Source organism: Amycolatopsis circi (assembly GCF_003385235.1).
In the GTDB taxonomy this organism is placed as follows: domain Bacteria; phylum Actinomycetota; class Actinomycetes; order Mycobacteriales; family Pseudonocardiaceae; genus Amycolatopsis; species Amycolatopsis circi.
This window is the reverse complement of the sequence record NZ_PQIA01000052.1, coordinates 24,536-41,526: the sequence shown is the minus strand read 5'-3', so window position 1 is coordinate 41,526 and position 16,991 is coordinate 24,536. Positions and strand designations below refer to the sequence as shown.

Here is a 16,991-nt window from a genome sequence, read left to right as displayed (position 1 = left end):
GATGGCGCGAATGGTCCGGTGTGGACAGAGAACGGGCTCGCGAGGTCAAGCCGCGGTGGTCCCGGGGAAGAGGTGTTCCGCGGACTGGGCCAGGATGGCGGGGTTGATGCGGCCGAGATGGCGCAGGGTCATCAGATCGGCGAATTCCTTGGCGTTGCGCGCGATTGCGCGGAGTTCTTCGGCGTCGCGCAGGTACTCGCGGGTGCGGTCGAGGTGGCGGGGGTCGTCGTCGCCGCCCGGCGCTTTGTGCCCGGCGACCACAGCGGTTGGCTTCAGCGCCGCGATCTGGTCGATCGCGGCTATCCAGTCGCGTCGTCGTTGTTCGTCCCCGCCGGCGAGGAACGGATGGACGCCGTTGTAGACGATGTCGCCGGCGACGACGAGGCCGAGATCCGGGACGTGCACGAAGGTGGTGTCCTGGGTGTCGCTGTCCCCGGCTTCGACGAAGCGGACCTCGTGGCCTTCGAGGGCGAAGGCGTGGTCGTCGATCACGCTTGGCACGACGACGTTTTCGACGATCTGGCCGGGGAACTGGCTCTTCCAGAAGTCCATGCGAGCAGTGGCCTGGTATTCGGCGAGCGCGACGGTCCCCGCGGTGCCGAGGACGGGGGTGCCGGGGAAACGCTTGGCCACTTCGGCGAAGCCGAACCAGTGGTCGCCGTGACCGTGGGTGGCGTACATGGCGACCAGGTTCTTGCCCGAATCCGCCACCCATCCGGCCACTTCGCGGGCCTTCTCGGCGGTGTGCGGGGCGTCGACGAGGATCGCGTCGCGCTCTCCGTGGATCAGGGTGGAGGAGATCGGCGACCAGGCGGGGACCGGCCGTACCGAGGTGCCGTCGGCCAGCACGGCCTTCGGCGGAAGGGCCACCAGGACGTCGTATCCGAGTGTCATCAGGTTCTGCCTCCTTCAGGCGAGGGTGAGGACGGTTTTGCCCGGCCCGGCGACGGCGGACTGCGCCGCGGCGGCCTGTTCGAGCGGGAAGGTCGCCGCCACCGTCGGGACGAGTCGGCCTTCGGCGGCAAGGTCGGCCAGTGCGGTCATGCCGAGCCGGTCGGCTTCGACGAACAGCCCGACCGCTCGGACGCGGCGGGCGGCGGCGTCCTCTTCTACAGGGGCGAGCGTGTGCGGCAGGGTGGACACGAGAATGCCGCCGGGCTTGAGCACGTCCAGCGCCTGGGCGGCGTGACGGGCGGAGGCGTCGAAGACCGCGTCGAGATCGCCGGCAGCGTCGGAGAGGTCGGCAGCGGTGTAGTCGATCACGCCGTCGGCGCCGAGCGCGCGGACGAAGTCCAGGTTCGCGGTGGAGGCGACCCCGATCACCGTGGCGCCGCGGGAGGCGGCGATCTGCACCGCGAGATGCCCGACGCCGCCGGAAGCACCGGTGACCATGACCCTGGAGCCTTCGCCGATACGGGCGGTCTCGACCAGGGCCTGCCACGCGGTCAGCCCGGCCAGCGGCATGGCCGCGGCGTGCACATGGTCGAGTTCCGGCGGTTTCGGGACGAACGCGCGGGCCGGGCCGACGGCGTATTCGGCGTACGCGCCGTGCCCGTGTGGGAAGGGCAGCATGCCGAACACCGCGTCCCCGGGCCGGTAGAGGGTGACGCCCGCACCGACCGCCTCCACGGTTCCCGAGACGTCCCAGCCGAGCACGAACGGGGGCGCGCCCACGAACACGCCGGTCTGCCGGTTGTGCACGTCGACCGGGTTCACGCTCGCGGCGTGCACCCGGACGAGAACCTCGCCCATGCGGGGCTCGGGGACGGGCAGGGTGACGACCTTGAGGACGTCCGGCCCGCCCAGGTCGTCCTGGCTGACGGCTCGCATCGTCGCAACACTCATGCGAAATAGCCAAACACACTTAGAGTCTTTCTGTCCAACATTGGAGCCAGTCTGGTGATCCAGGCAACCAAGCTCATTCGACCAGTTGACGACATAGTCAAAAGCATTTAACTTCTTTCTTGGGCTCGGCTGGCTGCGCAGCGGAGAAGCGTGGAGCGCCGCAGAGCGACCGCTGACCGCGCGGCAGCCGCGCCCCGGTCGCCCACGCAGAACCAAGGAGGTCGCTGATGAGTGAGGACGCCGCCATCGACAGCGTCGAAGTGGAGATTCCGGCCGAGGGCGGGATCGCGCTGCGCGGCCTGCTGTACCGGCCCCGGGGCTCGGGGCCGCATCCGGCGATCACGCTGGCGCACGGGTACGGCGGCGTCAAAGAGCACGGTCTGCTCCGCTACGCCGAAGCGTTCGCCGACGCGGGGTTCGTCGCGCTGTTGCACGACCATCGCGGCCTGGGCGCCAGCGGCGGCGAGCCTCGCCATGACGTCGACCCGTGGCAGCAGGTCGAGGACTGGCGACGGGTGATCTCGTTCCTGGAAGCACAGCCGGAGGTCGACGCGGACCGGATCGGGATCTGGGGCACCAGCTACGCCGGCGGGCACGCCATCGTGCTCGGCGCCACCGACCGGCGCCTGCGCTGCGTCGTCGCGCAGGTGCCGATCATCAACGGCTACGAGCAGGGGCTGCGGCGCGTCGCGCCGGAGAACGTCGCCGCGCTCGAACGCGTCCTGGACGAGGACGAGCGTGCCCGGTTCCGCGGCGAGGCACCGCGCTATCAGGCGCTGGTCAGCGAGGACCCGTCGGTACCGGCGTCCTACCGGGCCCCGGACGCGACCGCCTTCTACCTGCAGCCGCTGCCCGAGGGCGTCGCCTGGGAGAACAAGGTCACGGTGCGCTCGACGCGCAAGGCCCGCATGTACGAGCCGGGTGCGTGGATCCGGCGGGTGTCGCCGACCCCGTTGCTGCTGGTGGTGGCCGAGCACGACACGATCACGCTGACCGACACCGCGTTGGCGGCCTACGAACAGGCCCTGGAGCCCAAACGGCTGGAGCTGATCACCGGCGGGCACTTCGACCCCTACGTCGCCGGGTTCGACCGCTCCAGCCGCGCGGCGCTGGACTGGTTCGGCAGCCACCTGACCTGAATCGAGCTTTCGCATGACCTGGACCGCGATCACCCGTTACGGGCTGCACCCTGCGCCGCAGGCTCTCGGCTTCGTGCACAACCTGCTCAACACCGAGCCCGCTGGCAGGCCCCGCCAGCCGGATCTGCTCGCCGAGCTCGGCGCGGCGCAGGAGTGGGCCGACGCGGCGCTCGAGGACTGGGCAGCGCACACCGGCACTCCGGTGCCGCCGGTGACGCTCGAGGACGGGGACCTGGAGGCCCTGCGCAACTTCCGCGCAGACCTGCACACCGTCGTGGCCGGCCACACCGCCGACCCCGCGGACGCCTCCGCTCCCGCACCCGTGCACCGCGCCGCCGCGGCTGTGGAACTCGGCAGCGACGGCTACGTCCGGCTCGAAGCACGCGGCACCGGCTGGCGGGCGATCGCCTCGCTGACCCTCATCGCGATCGTCCACGCCCAGGGCGCCGGCACCTGGCAGCGCCTCAAGGCCTGCCGGAACCCGCGCTGCCAGGCCGCGTTCTACGACCGATCCCGCAACAACAGCGCCGTCTGGCACGACGTCCGCGTCTGCGGCAACCCGGCCAACCTGCGAGCGCACCGCGCCCGCAAACGCGCCGGCCACCAACCCTGAACCACTACCCGGAGCACCGCCATGACCGATACCAGCCCGCTGTCCTACGAAGTCTTCGTCTCCGACGGCGTCCCCCGCCACACCGACCTGCGGCTGCCCGACGGCGGCCCCGTCATCTCGTCGCCCATGTCCTCCACGCTCGTCCAGGGCCGGGAAGACGCCGTGCTGGTCGATCCCTCGTGGACAGTCGATCAGACCGCCCTCCTCGGCGACTGGATTCGCGCCACCGGAAAACGGCTGCGGGCCGTCTACATCACCCACGGCCACGGCGACCACTGGTTCGGCACGGCGCAGCTCCTCGATCGGTTTCCCGGCACCACCGTGTATGCCACCGAGGGCACCATCGCCCTGATGCACCAGCAGATCGCGGCCCGCCCGCAGTTCTGGGACACGCTGTTCCCCGGCCTGATCGGCGACACGCCCGTCCTCGCGCAACCGGTCCCGCGCGAGGGATTCGAGCTTGAAGGGCACCGCCTGCTGCCGGTCGAGGTCGGCCACACCGACACCGACGACACCACCGTGCTGCACGTGCCCGATCTCGGCCTCGTCGTCGCCGGCGACGTCGCCTACAACGGCGTGCACCAGATGCTGCTCGAGATCGGCGAGACCGGCCTGCAGTCCTGGCTCGACGCGCTCGACATCGTCGAAGCCCTCCGGCCCCGCGCGGTCGTGGCCGGACACAAGAACAAGGGCCTGGACGACGCCCCGGCCATCGTCGAGCAGACCCGCCGCTACCTGCTCGACGTCCGCGAACTGCTGGCCGCGAAGCCGAGCCCGCGCGCGTTCTTCGACGAGATGAGCGCCCGGCACCCGGACCGCGTCAATCCCGGCCCCCTCTGGTACAGCGCCCTCGGCCTGCTCTCTTGACCGCCCCGCGACCCACCGGCAAGGACACTCCATGGCACCCGCGCACACCGTCCCGCACAGCGACATCGCCCTGCGCCGCACCGGCCACGGCCCGCTCGCCCTTGTCTTCGTCCACGGCTTCCTCGACGACCTCCGCCTGTGGGACCCGCTCGTCGCCCGTCTCGACCCCGCCGCCGTCGAGACCGTACAGGCCGACATCCCCGGATTCGGGGCTCGCGCCGCCTCCGGCGGGCCGTTCACCTACGACCGGATCGCAGCCGACTTCACCGCCCTCGTCGACACCGTCGGCAAACCCTTCGTGGTCGTGGGGCAGAGCATGGGCAGCGCCGTCGCCGAACTCGCCGCCGCCGCCCGTCCGGACCAGGCCCGCGGGCTCGTCCTCGTGGCCGCCATCCCGCTCGCGGGCACGCGGCTCCCGGACGAAGCCATCGCACAGTTCCGCGAGCTCGCCGCGCTCGGCCCCGCAGCGCAGCACGCCGCGCGCCGCCAGCTGGCCACGTCCTTTCCCCCGGCCGAGCTCGACCGCGTCGTCACCGCGGGCCGCGACGTCCGACCCGAGGTCGCGGCCGCCTACGCCGACTGCTGGAACAACGGACATCCCGCGGGCGCACGCCCCTCGACGTTCACCGGCCCGGTCCTGATCATGACCGGAGCCGACGACAGCTTCTCCCGCGGCTACGCCGACGGCATCGCAGCACGCTTCCAGTCCGCGCGATCGCTGACGATCCCGGACGCGGGCCACTGGCCCCATGCCGAACAGCCAGACCAGGTCGCCGAGCACCTCGCCGGTTTCCTCGCCCACGACCTCATCGCCCAGGGCCCGACGTCGCCGCAGCGATCCGCCCGCGCGTGAACCTGGGGCCTGGCGAAGGGACGGGGATCCCGACCGGCCGACAGTCCCGGCGCCGAACAACTCCCAAGCGTGCGACGCTCGCCGCGCGCTTGGGAGGGCGCCCCATGGCGCTGTCCGGTGTCGGTGCCCAGCGCCGCCCGCTTGCCGGCGTCCGTCCCTCGCGACCCCGGCGAACCTTCCGGGGCTCCTGGGCACGTTCGGCATGAACCGATAATCAGCTCGGACGCTCGAGGCCGAGGGCGCGCACCCAGATGTCGGTCATGGCCGCGTCCGCCTCGGCTTCGCTGTACTCGTGCCCGAGCGAAAGCCAGTTGTACGTGAAATTGTCGACCATCGAAACAAGAAGGCCCGCGATGGTGCGCGCCGAAAACTCGGGTGTGCAATGCCCTTGTTCCTGCCACGTCTGGATCCCCCGCGCGGCACGCGCGACGAAGCGCTCGCGGATCGAGCGGCGCAGGGACGCGAACTCCTCGTTGAAAGTCGCGACCTGTTCGATGACCCGCATGATGTCGGCGTGCTTGCGGTAAGCCTGCACGTACCGGCGGTTGTCGTGCGCGATGACGGCGACCGGGTCGGCTTCCCGCGGCCGGCCGGCGCGCAAGGTCGCGAGGAAGTCTCCGATGACCTCGTCCACGACGGCTTTGAAGATCGTCTCTTTCGAGTCGAAATAGACGTAGAAGGTCCCGTTGGCGGAACCGGCCGCCGCCGTGATGTCGGTGATCTTCGTGTCGAGGAATCCCGACCGCGCGAACACCTCGTGCGCTGACCGGATCAACCGGGCACGCGTCGCGGCCCCCTTGCGCGTGAGCTGCGGCTTGGCCGCGCCGTCGCGTCCTGCGTGCGTGTCCTGCGTCGTCACAAACTCACCTTCCGAAGTTGACACCAAACTCAATTCTGGCGCAAGCCCCTCGCCCTCGCCGGGTGCCTTCGTCCCGCTTCGTGCTTGACAGCGATCCCAGCTTAGCTTAAAACTGACGCCAGTTTCAGAAATTTCCTCGATCTTCGGAGCACCCGATGCTGAAAATCATCGCCACGTTCAAGTTCCGGCCTGACCTGTCCCGCGAAGAGGCGCAGGCGTACTGGAACGACACCCACAACGACGTCGTTCGGCGGTGCCTGCCGGAATGCCGGAAGTACGTGCAGAACGTCTCGGTGCCCGTGCGGAGCAGGTCGTGGCCGTACGACGGCATTTCGGAGCTGTGGTTCGACGACATGGAGTCGATCAAGCGGTCGTTCTCGGGCCCGCTCAACGACGAGCTGGTCGCGGACGAGGAGAAGTTCGCGGTCGACAAGAACTGGGTCATCGTCACCGAAAACCCCGTTTTCTAGTGCCGGGCCGGCAGGCTGTCGTGGATACGCCGTTCATCGCCGGGCTCTTCGGTCCGGCGCTCGCGAAACTACGGGTCGGGCACTGGTACGACCGCGCCGAGAATGAGGTCCTGGCCGGCGGCTCGTTGCGCGAGCGAGTGCGCGCGAGGGCCGACGAGTTGCGCGAACTCGGTGTCCGCGCGGGAAAAGTCGCGGTCATCCGGGAGAGCTCTCCGCTGTCGTTCGCGGTCAACTACCTGGCCGCGGGCGTGCTCGGCGCGGTGCTGGTTCCCATGGAACGGGGCCTCGCGCCGGAGGACGAGACTCGCCGTCATGCTCTCGTCCGGGCCTCGGTGGTCTGCGACGGCCGTGCCGTGCACGCTCTCGATCACGACCGTCCACCGGCGGCGCTGCCGCCGGAGGTGGGCCAGATCCTCTTTACCGGCGGCACTACCGGAACGCCGAAAGCGGTCCTGCAGACACACCGCGGCCTCGTGGCCAATGTCGAGGCTGTCGGGGCCTGGGCCCAGTACGACGCGGACGACCTGGTCTTGGCCACCTTGCCGTTGTTTCACTGCTACGGCATCAACTGGACGGTGCTGGCACCGCTGCTGGCCGGAGCCTCGGTCGAGGCGTTCGGTCGGTTGTCGGCGTCCGCGCTGGCGCGGCATCGCTCCGCCCCGACAGCGTGGCCGACTGTTCCGGCCGCGGTCGAGGTCGTTCTGCGGTCGCCGGCCGCAAGGCAAATGGACTGGTCGCGTCTTCGCTTCTGCATCGTCGGCGGCGCTCCCTCGGCCCAGGACCTTTCGGAGCGATTCCGGGCGCTCACCGGCCGGCCGGTTCTCAACGGCTACGGAGCGACCGAGGCGACCTCCTTCGTCAGCGCGCCGCCGTTGCAGACGCAGTCCCAGCCGGCCGGCGACGTCGGCGCGCCGGGCAAAGGAATCCTGGTCAGGCCGGGAGCGTCCTACGGCGACCACGCCGAACTCGAGGTCGGCGGGCCGTCGGTCATGGCCGGGTACCTCGACGACTCCGCCGCGACCGCCGCGGCCCTCACCGACGACGGCTGGCTGCGCACCGGCGACCTGTTCGAGCGCGGCCCGTCGGGAACCGTGGTACTGAAGGGACGGCTGAAGAACTTCATCAACCGCGGCGGCGAGAAGATCGACCCGGTCTCCGTGGCCGCGGCGGTCGCTCAGCATCCGGCGGTCGCGGACGCCGTCGTGTTCGGGCTCCCCGACGAGACGTTCGGCGAAGTCGTGGCGTGCGTGGCAGAGGCGACCGCCGAAATCGACGTCGCGCAGCTGCGCGACTTCCTGGCCGGTCTGCTCAGCCCGTACGCGATCCCGTCCGTGCTGCACCTCGTAGAGCGGCTTCCCCGCAACGCCGCGGGCAAGATCGCGGCCGCCGAGGTGCGAAAACTCCTGCCCGCCCAAGGCATGCACTGAGCCGCCGGTCAGCCCAGGCCGACGACGTTGCCCGGCGGACACCGCAGGAGCGGGACAGCCGGACATCAGCACCAGCACTCATTTTGGAGAGAAGCCATGCGCAGTGAAGTCGCGATTCGCGTTGAGGACGGAACGACCCTGAGCGGGTTTTTGCACCATGCCGGGGACGAACCCCGGCCGTGCATCGTGCTCGCTCACGGGTTTTCGGGGGTGAAAGAGCAGATCGACCATTACGCCGCAGCCTTCTGCGAGGCGGGTTTCACCGCACTGGTTTTCGACCACCGCGGTTTCGGGAGTTCGGAGGGCACGCCCAGGCTCGAGGTCGATCCGTATCGGCAGATCGCTGATTGGCGCGATGTGCTGACTTGGGCCGGTGCCCTGCCACAGGTGGACGACGCCGCTGGTTTCGGCGTCTGGGGGTCGAGCTACGCGGGAGGGCTGGCAGCCGTGGTCGCCGCCGACGACAGCCGGGTCGCGTGCGTGGTGTCGCAAATCCCGAACGTCAGCGGACACCGCAACTCCCGCATCATGTTCACCGTCACACAGCGCAAAGAACTGGAAAAACGCCTGACGGCCGACCGGGCGGCACGCCTGGCCGGCGAGCCGCCCGCCATGATCCCCGTGTTCAGCACCGACCCCGCCGAACTCAGCGCACTCCCTCCCGCAGTGCACCCCCGTTTCATCGAACTCAGCGTCGAGGGGGCGCCGAACTGGAAGAACGAAGTGACCCTTCGCTCCCTCGGGCACATGATGCAGTTCGAGCCCGCGGGATGGTTCCCTTTCCTGGCCCCCAAACCGTGGCTCATGATCGTCGGGCACCGGGATACGTGCACCTTTCCCGAACTGCAGCTCGAAGCCTTCGAAAGCGCCGCGCAACCGAAGAAGGTCGTTGTCCACCAGGGAGGCCATTTCCAGACCTACACGGCGCATTTCGAGGAAACCAGCGCCGCGGCGCGGCAGTGGTTCGCCGAGCATCTCCGCCCCAGCGACGACGCCGCACGGCCCCGTCCCGGCGCGGCCGCCGGGAACTAGCCGACCGCATACACCGAAAAGGAAAACCACAGTGCGGATTCTGCATGTGTGGGCGCACCCGGAGCCCCGGTCTCTGAACGGGTCCATCGCCACCGCGATCCAGAAAACCCTGACCGATCTCGGCCATCAGGTCGACACCTCGGACCTCTACCGCATGAAATGGAAGCCGCAGCTCGATCAAGACGACTTCGACGTCCCGGACTCCGCCACCGCATTCCACCCGGAAAAAACCTCCCGGGAAGCATTCCTCAGCGGCTGGCAATCCGCTGACATCGAAACCGAACAGCGGAAACTCGTCCAATGCGACGCGCTCGTCCTCCAATTTCCGCTCTGGTGGTATTCGATGCCGGCGATCATGAAAGGCTGGTTCGAACGCATCTACGCCTACGGTTTCGCCTACGGCGTCGGCGAGCACTCCGACACCCACTGGGGCGACCGCTTCGGCGAAGGCGCCATGTCCGGCAAACGCGCCATGACCGTCGTCACGACAGGAGGCTGGGAATCCCACTACAGCGGACGAGGAGTCAACGGCCCCATCGAGGACCTCCTCTTCCCGATCCACCACGGGCTGCTGTTCTACACCGGATTCGACGTCCTTCCGCCGTTCCTCGTGCACCGCACCTCGAAAGTCGACGCCGAATGCTTCGACGACCTCTCGCACAGGCTGAACCGGCGACTGGAAAACCTCTTCACGACCCCGCCGATTCCCTACCGGCCGCAGAACGGCGGCGACTACACCATCCCCGCGCTCGAACTCCGCGACGGCTTCGAGCCAGGCCATACCGGATTCGGCATACACCGAACAGAATGACGCCGAAACAGCCACGAGCCAGTATCCGATCTGACCCCAGTTCTCGTTAACGTGTTCCGACTACGACCGGTCGCGCACTCGCCGGGGAAGCCGATCAGCTTGTCCCCGCGCGTCGCGCGACGAGGCATCGTCCAGCCACGGAACGGCCGGCTCGGACGGTGCGTCCAGTCGGCCATCCCGGCCTCGACATCCTCTGCGTTCGGCCCGGCGTCACGCGCCGGACCCATCTCGGCTCGCAACGAAGCGAGCCCGACCGAAAGGGGAACCGGTGAGCGACAACGACGCCGTTCACGCGGGTTTGCGCCGCGCGATCGTCTCCGCGGCCATCGGCCAGTTCGTGGAGTGGTACGACTTCGTCGTCTATTCCTACACCGCATCCGTTCTGGCCACCCTCTTCTTCCCGGCCGGCAACCGGGTCACCTCTCTCCTGGCCACCTTCGCCGTTTACGGAGTGGCCTTCGTGATGCGCCCGCTCGGCGGGATCGTCTTCGGGCACCTCGGCGACCGGTTCGGCCGCCGCGGCGTGCTGGCCGCCGTCATCCTCCTGATGGGCGCGGCCACGGCCGGCATCGGCCTGATCCCGCCGCACAGCCGAATCGGCGTGCTGGCACCACTGTTGCTGGTGCTCTGCCGCCTGGTGCAAGGGTTGTCCGCCGGCGGCGAAGCGATGGGCTCCAACGCGCTGGTGGCCGAGCACGCCCCGTCCCGGGACCGCGGCCGGTACGTGGCGTTCACCTACGCGTTCGCGATCCTGCCCGGGGTGTTCGCCGCGCTGTTCGTGCTGCTGCTGACGACCGTAATGCCCAGCCAGGCTTGGCAAACCTGGGGTTGGCGGATCCCGTTCCTGGTCGGCGGCGTGCTGTGCCTGGTCGGGCTCTACATTCGCTCCCGCGTGGACGAATCCCCGGCATTCCGTGCTCTCAAAACCACCCGGCGCACCGCGAAGGCGCCGATCCTCGTCGTGCTGCGCGAGCACCGCCGCGCCCTCGGGTACGCGTTCGCGTTGGCTTCGCTGTCCGGGCTCGGCTTCTACACTCTCACCGGCTACTTCACCACCTATCTTGCCGAATCGGTAGGCCTGACCGGCAGGGCCTCGTTGATCTCGAACTGCGTCGCGCTCACGCTCGCGTTCGTCGTCATGCCCCTCGCGGGACGGGCGTCCGACCGCTGGGGCCGCCGGCCCGTGGTGATCGCGTCCGCGGCGGCGACCGCGCTCCTGTCGCTGCCGGCCTACCTGCTGGCCAGCGCCGGCAGCCTCGCCACGGCGGTGGCCGGGCAATGCATGTTGTCCCTGGCATTCGGCGTGTTCTTCGGGACCGTGGGCACCGTGTACCTCGAACTGTTCCCGACAAGGGTGCGGTACTCCGGATCATCGTTGGCCTACAACATGGCGTTCGTCGTGTTCGGCGGCACAGCGCCGTTGTTCAGCACCTGGCTGGTCGACGCCACCGGCAGCCTTCTCGCCCCGGCGTGGTACATGACAGCGCTCGCGGCGATCGTCTGCGCCGTCGCGATCAGGCTCCCCGAAACCCACCGCACATCGCTGGTCCACGAACAGGACACACCCAACGACGCCACCGGATCGCACAACGAGCACGACCCGGCCGCGCCAGCGTAAATCCCCACGAGCTTCCCGGCCTGCAGCGGCCCCGTGTTTCGGACAGCCCCGCCGCTCGCCACAAACCGAAAACCCCTTTGCCGATTGCCGCGGAAACGCGAACCACTCCGATCTGCGCCTCGCGGCCCAGTCATCAGCCATCTTTGGGAGTCGCCGTGCCTGTCGATCTCACACCAGACCCGCTCGCGGCGGACCTGGCGCAGCGCACCGCTGCATTCGTTCGCGACGTCGTCGTGCCTGTCGAAGCCGAACACGGAGGTGTCGTCTCTTCCGAGTCGGTCCGGTCCGGGCTGCAGCGTGCGGCGAAAGAGCGGGGGTTGTTCGCGCCGCACGTCGGCGCCGAGTACGGCGGCCACGGCCTGCGCATGCTCGGCCGCGCAGTCGTGTTCGAGGAGGCCGGGTATTCGCTGCTGGGGCCGCTGGCGCTGAACATCGCCGCGCCGGACGAGGGGAACATGCATCTGCTCGAGGCCGCGGCCACCCCTGCCCAACGGGAGCGTTATCTCCGTCCGCTGGCCGCCGGGGAGATCCGGTCGTGTTTCGCGATGACCGAACCCGCTCCGGGAGCCGGATCGGATCCTGCGGCGCTGACCACCCGCGCGGTCCGGGTGCGCGGCGGCTGGCGGATCGAGGGGCGGAAGTGGTTCATCACCGGTGCCGACAGTGCGGGTTTCACGATCTGCATGGCCCGCACCTCCGGGGCTCCCGGCGAGACCGCCGGGGCAACGATGTTCCTGGTGGACGCCGACAACCCCGGCATGTCGACAGTCCGGCACATCGAGACGCTGGACGAGAGCCTCTACGGCGGACACGCCGAGGTCGTCTTCGACGATTGCGTGGTCGGTGACGACGCGGTGCTCGGCGAGGTGGACGCGGGATTCCGGTATGCGCAGGCGCGGCTCGGCCCGGCGCGGATGACGCACTGCACGCGGTGGCTGGGCATTGCCCGCCGCGCGCAGGACATCGCCGTCGCCCGTGCCGCCGAACGAGCAGGCAGTTGATAATCACACGTTCGATGCGCTCTTGATCCAGGCGCGGAGAGAAGACGCGACTCATCGCGCGGTTCGCCAGAAGCCGATATCCGCTGACGCATTGCGGGTCCGGCTCGGTGTAGGCACCGCTCGGTCTCGTCGACTCGTCAGGATAGTTCGACCTGAGTTCGAGGAGCGAATGGCTGCCTGGCAACTCTGAAGAGGTGACACTGGTTTCAAAGGCGAGGGCGACGTAGAGGTGCTTGATTTCGTTGCATTCAAAGGGATCAGGTACTCGGGCGCTGGCGTGGCCTGGCTGCGAGCGTCGGCGAAGAAGGCGTGGGCGAGCATTGCCAGCGTGGTCCAGCGATACCAGGAGGTCCAGGTGCGGACCTGGTGCTGGTCCAGGCCGGTGAGTTCCTTGCCTGCCTGGAGGATTCCTCGATGGTCCGGAGCCGTGCGGCGACCCGCGCCAGCGCGGCGCGGCAGGGGCTTTAGCAGCGGCAGACCGCGGTCTCGCCGGTGCGGCCGTCGAACCGGGGACCGGTCCCGAGCCTCGCGGCTAGCTTGCGGCGACGGGTCAGACCGCGAACGGAAGGGCGTTCACATGCGCAGAATGATCGTCGCCGGTGCCGTGTTGCTGCTGCTCAGCGGCTGCTCTTCCGCGCAGGACACGGTCAATGACGCGTGCTCGGACGTCAAGGACGTGGTGAATGCCGTGCCGAAGTTCGGCGACCCGACCCACGCCGGGGTCACCGTTCCCGCGCTCACCAAGCAGATCGAGGCCGCCCAGACAGCTCAGCGGGCGTTCGAGGACGCCGACGCCGACTTCCGAGGCTCATGGGAGCGCATGATCAAGGCCCTCCAGGAGAGCGTCACGGCCTGGAAGGGGTGGGACAACAAGAGCCGGCCCGGGGCTAGCGACATGTACTTCATGTTGCGGCTGGGGGATGCCAAGAAGAGCGCGGACGAGGCGAAGGGCGCACTCAACGAGGCGGCGAGCAAGAGCGGTTTCACCGAGTGCGGCGAGCTCATCCAGTGGAAGTACTAGGGCGTGTTTCTTCGATCATGGGACGGGGTCGCGGAGCCAGAACTTGATCGAGGCGACATCGACAGTGCTCTGGTAGATGATGTCGAGCTTGTCGTACCGGGCCGCAACCTGAGCTTGTCGATGCGGCGTTCGACGGTGCGGCGGTCCTTGTAGCGCTCGTCGACCGCGTCGACAAAGTCAGGGGCGAACAACCGCGCCGGACCGGGCTTCATCGTCCTGGACGCGCAGCCCGATCCGGGCGGCGCGTGGCGGCAGACGTAGGAGTCGCTGCGGCTGCGCAGCCAGGTCCGCTACAGCGCCCTGCCTGGCTGGCCTATGCCGCCATACCGGGTAAGGGCTACCCGGCCACGGTGACAGATTTACGGATCCTCGCAAGCCTGCGACGGTGTCGGCTACGGAGCTAGTTCGCGCCTGTGGGGCTCGGGAAGTCGTCGCCGCTGGTGGGAGCCCTTGTCCGCAGCTTCTCTTCGGCGGCTGAGATGCTGCCCGGATGATCATTTCGTTGCTGTACCGGACAACTCGTGCGTTGCTGTCCGTGCCGGCGATCCTGCTGAGCCGAAATGCCGGCGAGGACGCCGAGCTGCTCGTTCTCCGACACCAGAACGCGGTGCTGCGGCGACAGGTTAACGGTCCGGTCCGTGATGAGCCCGCAGACCGGTTGTGGCTGGCGGCGCGACGTCGACGTTGAGCACGCAGTGCTCGCCGTCAAGCAGGCGGCATCGACCATTTCGGGACTTTTACTGGAAAAGAACATGACTGGTGCGCCCGAAGGCGACGGGCCCGCGGAGCCCGCTGAAGCGGGCTGAAGCCCTGCTTCACCACAGCCTCGGAGCTTCGTCTGACTCGAGTTCGATGCCTCGCATGACCAGTTTCAGGTACTGGTCGGCGAGCTGGTCAACGCTGAGCCGCCCGGAGGGTGCGAACCATCGGACGGCGACCCAGATGGCGTCGCGAAGGAATTGATACGTCAGTTTCGTGTCGAGATCTTTGTGGAAGGATCCCTGCGCGATGCCGGTGTCGAGCACCTTCACCCAGATTCGGCGGACTTCGTTCTCCACTTTGGTGAGGTACGCGAACCGCGGCAGTTCGGCGAGATAGCTCCGCTCGTTCTGCAGGATCGTGATCGCCGCGCGGTGCGGCTCGAGCGAGGCGAACGCGGCGCGGACCAGTTCGCGGAGCGCGGCGCCCGGATCGGTGTGCTCTTTCACGATCGACTTGTATTCCCTGACGATGCCGTCGAGGTAGGTGGAGAGGATCTCGTCGGCGATCGCCTCCTTCGAATCGAAGTGGTGGTAGAGGCTGCCGGAGAAGACGCCCGCTGCCTCGCCGATCTGGCGGACTGTCGTGGCCCTGAACCCGCTTTCGGCGAAAAGTTCCGCCGCGACCTCGACGAGCGCCTGACGGCGTTGCGAGCTGCTCTGCTTCGATTCGGTCGCTCGCGCTTCGGTTCGGGTCGCGGAGCTGCCTGCTTGGCGTTTCGTGGCTGCCATGTGCACCAGTATCCCCTGTCCTTGGGCAAGCGCTCGGTAGACCCGCCGAGGCGCAGGAGGCGGAGGGACCCCGCCCGCCTGTACCAAGCGGTTGCTCAGTATACGCGCGACGGGCGGACCGGTGAAGGTGCTTAGCGGGATAAACAGGCCCTGGGCAGCGGAAACGCGGGGTTGACGCTACTTTGGCGGAGCGTCTCGGCGTGGGCGCTCGAGCACGAATCGATCGACCGGGACCAGGTCCGCGGCGGCGCTGCCGAATGTGTAGTAGGTGACCTTCATCCGCGTCTTGTCGCCAGGACCGCGGCCCGGGTCGACGTCGAAGGCCGCGAAACCGTGGGTGTTGGCGCGGTCCTGCACCGACGCCCACGGCGCGTCCTCGGTCAGCCAGACCGAGTCGTAGTGGCCCGGCAGAACCGGGCTCGGCTTGTCGCTCTTGGCGATGATCACCCGGCCTTGCGGCCGCTCGAACAGGTCGCCGTTGCTGGTGGCGAAGTTTCCGCCGCCGCCGATCACCATGTGCATCGTTCCGCGCGAGGTGTCGATGACGTCTTTCCGGGTGGAGGCCGGCGTGGGGGTGCGAGTGTCGTTCGGCAGCCAGCCGCGGAGCGGGTGCGAGCGTTCGTAGTGGTGGTCATGGCCGCTGACAACGAGGTCGACGCCGTACTTGTCGAAGAGCGGGCCCCACGCCTCGCGCACTCCGAGGTCGCTGCCGTTGCCGTGCGCCGCGCTGGAGATGTAGGGCTGGTGCATGGTCACGACGATCCAGTCGATGCGCCGGTCGGCGCGCGCATTCCGCAGTTCCTTCTCGAGCCAGCGCTGTTGTGCGCCCGCGGAGTAGCCCCGCACGTAGCTGTCGGCGCCGTCCTGGAACGCCACGTCATCGTTGCTGAGACTGATGACGCGGACCGACCCGGCGGTGAACGAATACCAAAGTCCCCGCGTGTCGGGGTTTTCGTCGGCGTCCGACGCTGGCGTCTGGAAGTAAGTCTGGTAAGCCGCGTAACCGAGCGGACCGTTGTCCTTTTCGTTCTCATGGTTTCCGACGCAGGGCATCCACGGCCGGAACCGCGCTGATCGGCTGTTGCTCACGAACCAGTCGGTCCACGTGTCGGTGCGTTCGCCGCCGCTGTAGGCGGTGATCGCGGCGTAGCAGAGATCGCCGTTGACCAGGTTGAACAGCGGCGCCACGCGTTCGACGGCTATCGCGATGTCCGACGACGCCGGGCTGCCGACCTGATCGCTGCTGTAGAGCGGGTACGGGCCGGTCGGCGAGGCGGTGCCCGGCGGGAGGTGCACGACCTTGCGCAGATTGGAGGTGCCCTGGTCGCCGAAGCTCGTGAAGGTGAACGGGAACCGGCCACTCGGCGCGGTCCGGAAGACCCCGCTGTCCGGCGGTGCGCCCTCGTGGCCGGCGAAGTAGCCGTACTCCTCGTCCGGTCGAAGGTCCGTCAGCCTCGCGTGGTGGGCATACACCGCTCTCCCGGAAAGTCCGTCCTTGTAGTACTTCGTTTCAGCCTCGACCGTGCGGCCGATTCCTTGCGTCACAGGGCCGAACCGCACCAGCGGCCGGGCGACCGGCTGCGGGGTGAACCACGAGACCACCACTTCGCGCGAGGCGTCGGCGCCGAACTGCAGGTGCAGCCCCGTCACAGTCGGTGCGCCTGCGGCGGATGAGCGCTTCCAGAGCATTGCCGAGTCCTTCCCGTCGCCGTCTGCGGTCCCGGCGGCGGGCGGCGTTGCTTGTGCCTTTCCGGCGAACGCGCCGGTGAGCCCGACGGCCGCACTGCCGGAAATGAACGATCGGCGCTTGAGGTTCATGGTTGCCTTCCTCTGGCCGGGGCGCTGCTGCCCGGTCGACGGTGGACGTCGCTGCGGATCGGCGGCGTGCGTCTGGAGCGACGCGGGCCATCCGGGTGAAGGGAGCGACGTCCCGGGACCGTAGGGT

17 protein-coding genes and 1 pseudogene are annotated in these 16,991 nt (G+C 68.6%); 12 read left to right on the top strand and 6 right to left on the bottom strand.

Going from position 1 to position 16,991, the window contains the following annotated elements:
• Positions 1–45: 45 nt before the first annotated feature.
• Positions 46–894, bottom strand: coding sequence for an MBL fold metallo-hydrolase (locus D0D37_RS22500; RefSeq protein WP_208720092.1), 849 nt, complete (start codon positions 892–894; stop codon positions 46–48).
• Positions 895–909: 15 nt separating this feature from the next.
• Positions 910–1,845, bottom strand: coding sequence for an NADP-dependent oxidoreductase (locus D0D37_RS22495; RefSeq protein WP_244223626.1), 936 nt, complete (start codon positions 1,843–1,845; stop codon positions 910–912).
• Between the two features lie 227 nt (positions 1,846–2,072).
• Between D0D37_RS22495 and D0D37_RS22490 the strand changes: the two genes are divergently transcribed.
• From D0D37_RS22490 to D0D37_RS22475, 4 genes are read left to right on the top strand one after another with little or no spacing between them, the layout of a single operon-like run.
• Complete coding sequence (locus D0D37_RS22490) at positions 2,073–2,984, top strand: alpha/beta hydrolase (protein WP_116202540.1); 912 nt, start codon at positions 2,073–2,075, stop codon at positions 2,982–2,984.
• Positions 2,985–2,997: 13 nt separating this feature from the next.
• Positions 2,998–3,597: a CGNR zinc finger domain-containing protein gene (locus D0D37_RS22485; RefSeq protein WP_116202539.1), complete on the top strand. Its 600-nt coding sequence runs from the start codon at positions 2,998–3,000 to the stop codon at positions 3,595–3,597.
• Between the two features lie 21 nt (positions 3,598–3,618).
• Positions 3,619–4,464, top strand: a complete 846-nt coding sequence (locus tag D0D37_RS22480; protein ID WP_116202538.1) for an MBL fold metallo-hydrolase — start codon at positions 3,619–3,621, stop codon at positions 4,462–4,464.
• A gap of 31 nt (positions 4,465–4,495) precedes the next feature.
• On the top strand, positions 4,496–5,317 hold the full coding sequence (locus tag D0D37_RS22475; protein WP_116202537.1) for an alpha/beta fold hydrolase: 822 nt from the start codon (positions 4,496–4,498) through the stop codon (positions 5,315–5,317).
• Between the two features lie 214 nt (positions 5,318–5,531).
• Here the strand turns inward: D0D37_RS22475 and D0D37_RS22470 are convergent, their stop codons facing one another.
• The gene (locus tag D0D37_RS22470) at positions 5,532–6,176 is read right to left on the bottom strand and encodes a TetR/AcrR family transcriptional regulator (RefSeq protein ID WP_162834393.1); all 645 of its coding nucleotides are present in this window, start codon (positions 6,174–6,176) and stop codon (positions 5,532–5,534) included.
• A gap of 155 nt (positions 6,177–6,331) precedes the next feature.
• Here D0D37_RS22470 and D0D37_RS22465 point away from each other — a divergent pair, with 155 nt between their 5' ends.
• The 6 genes from D0D37_RS22465 (at position 6,332) to D0D37_RS22440 (ending at position 12,535) form a co-directional block, all read left to right on the top strand.
• Entirely contained in the window at positions 6,332–6,646 is a 315-nt protein-coding gene (locus D0D37_RS22465) for an EthD domain-containing protein (protein ID WP_116202535.1), read from the top strand.
• Positions 6,647–6,666: 20 nt separating this feature from the next.
• Positions 6,667–8,073 carry a class I adenylate-forming enzyme family protein gene (locus D0D37_RS22460; protein ID WP_162834392.1) on the top strand — a complete coding sequence of 469 codons (1,407 nt, stop codon included), beginning with the start codon at positions 6,667–6,669 and terminating at the stop codon, positions 8,071–8,073.
• Between the two features lie 96 nt (positions 8,074–8,169).
• Complete coding sequence (locus D0D37_RS22455; RefSeq protein ID WP_116202533.1) at positions 8,170–9,105, top strand: alpha/beta hydrolase; 936 nt, start codon at positions 8,170–8,172, stop codon at positions 9,103–9,105.
• Between the two features lie 31 nt (positions 9,106–9,136).
• The gene (locus D0D37_RS22450) at positions 9,137–9,916 is read left to right on the top strand and encodes an NAD(P)H-dependent oxidoreductase (protein ID WP_116202532.1); all 780 of its coding nucleotides are present in this window, start codon (positions 9,137–9,139) and stop codon (positions 9,914–9,916) included.
• Positions 9,917–10,184: 268 nt separating this feature from the next.
• Positions 10,185–11,534 (top strand): MFS transporter, encoded by a 1,350-nt coding sequence (locus tag D0D37_RS22445; RefSeq protein WP_162834391.1) that lies wholly within the window; start codon positions 10,185–10,187, stop codon positions 11,532–11,534.
• Between the two features lie 155 nt (positions 11,535–11,689).
• Positions 11,690–12,535, top strand: a complete 846-nt coding sequence (locus D0D37_RS22440; protein WP_244223625.1) for an acyl-CoA dehydrogenase family protein — start codon at positions 11,690–11,692, stop codon at positions 12,533–12,535.
• A 187-nt stretch (positions 12,536–12,722) separates the two neighbouring features.
• Here D0D37_RS22440 and D0D37_RS48870 read toward each other — a convergent pair.
• Positions 12,723–13,044, bottom strand: a pseudogene (locus tag D0D37_RS48870) (IS701 family transposase); the annotation flags it as partial.
• A 77-nt stretch (positions 13,045–13,121) separates the two neighbouring features.
• Here D0D37_RS48870 and D0D37_RS22425 point away from each other — a divergent pair.
• Both D0D37_RS22425 and D0D37_RS22420 read left to right on the top strand, forming a co-directional pair.
• The gene (locus D0D37_RS22425; protein ID WP_162834390.1) at positions 13,122–13,556 is read left to right on the top strand and encodes a hypothetical protein; all 435 of its coding nucleotides are present in this window, start codon (positions 13,122–13,124) and stop codon (positions 13,554–13,556) included.
• A 490-nt stretch (positions 13,557–14,046) separates the two neighbouring features.
• The gene (locus D0D37_RS22420; RefSeq protein WP_208720091.1) at positions 14,047–14,244 is read left to right on the top strand and encodes a hypothetical protein; all 198 of its coding nucleotides are present in this window, start codon (positions 14,047–14,049) and stop codon (positions 14,242–14,244) included.
• Between the two features lie 127 nt (positions 14,245–14,371).
• Here D0D37_RS22420 and D0D37_RS22415 read toward each other — a convergent pair whose 3' ends face one another.
• Together D0D37_RS22415 and D0D37_RS22410 are read right to left on the bottom strand one after the other, a co-directional pair.
• Positions 14,372–15,046 (bottom strand): TetR/AcrR family transcriptional regulator, encoded by a 675-nt coding sequence (locus D0D37_RS22415; RefSeq protein ID WP_116202529.1) that lies wholly within the window; start codon positions 15,044–15,046, stop codon positions 14,372–14,374.
• A 177-nt stretch (positions 15,047–15,223) separates the two neighbouring features.
• Positions 15,224–16,864: a purple acid phosphatase family protein gene (locus tag D0D37_RS22410; RefSeq protein ID WP_116202528.1), complete on the bottom strand. Its 1,641-nt coding sequence runs from the start codon at positions 16,862–16,864 to the stop codon at positions 15,224–15,226.
• Between the last annotated feature and the right edge of the window lie 127 nt (positions 16,865–16,991).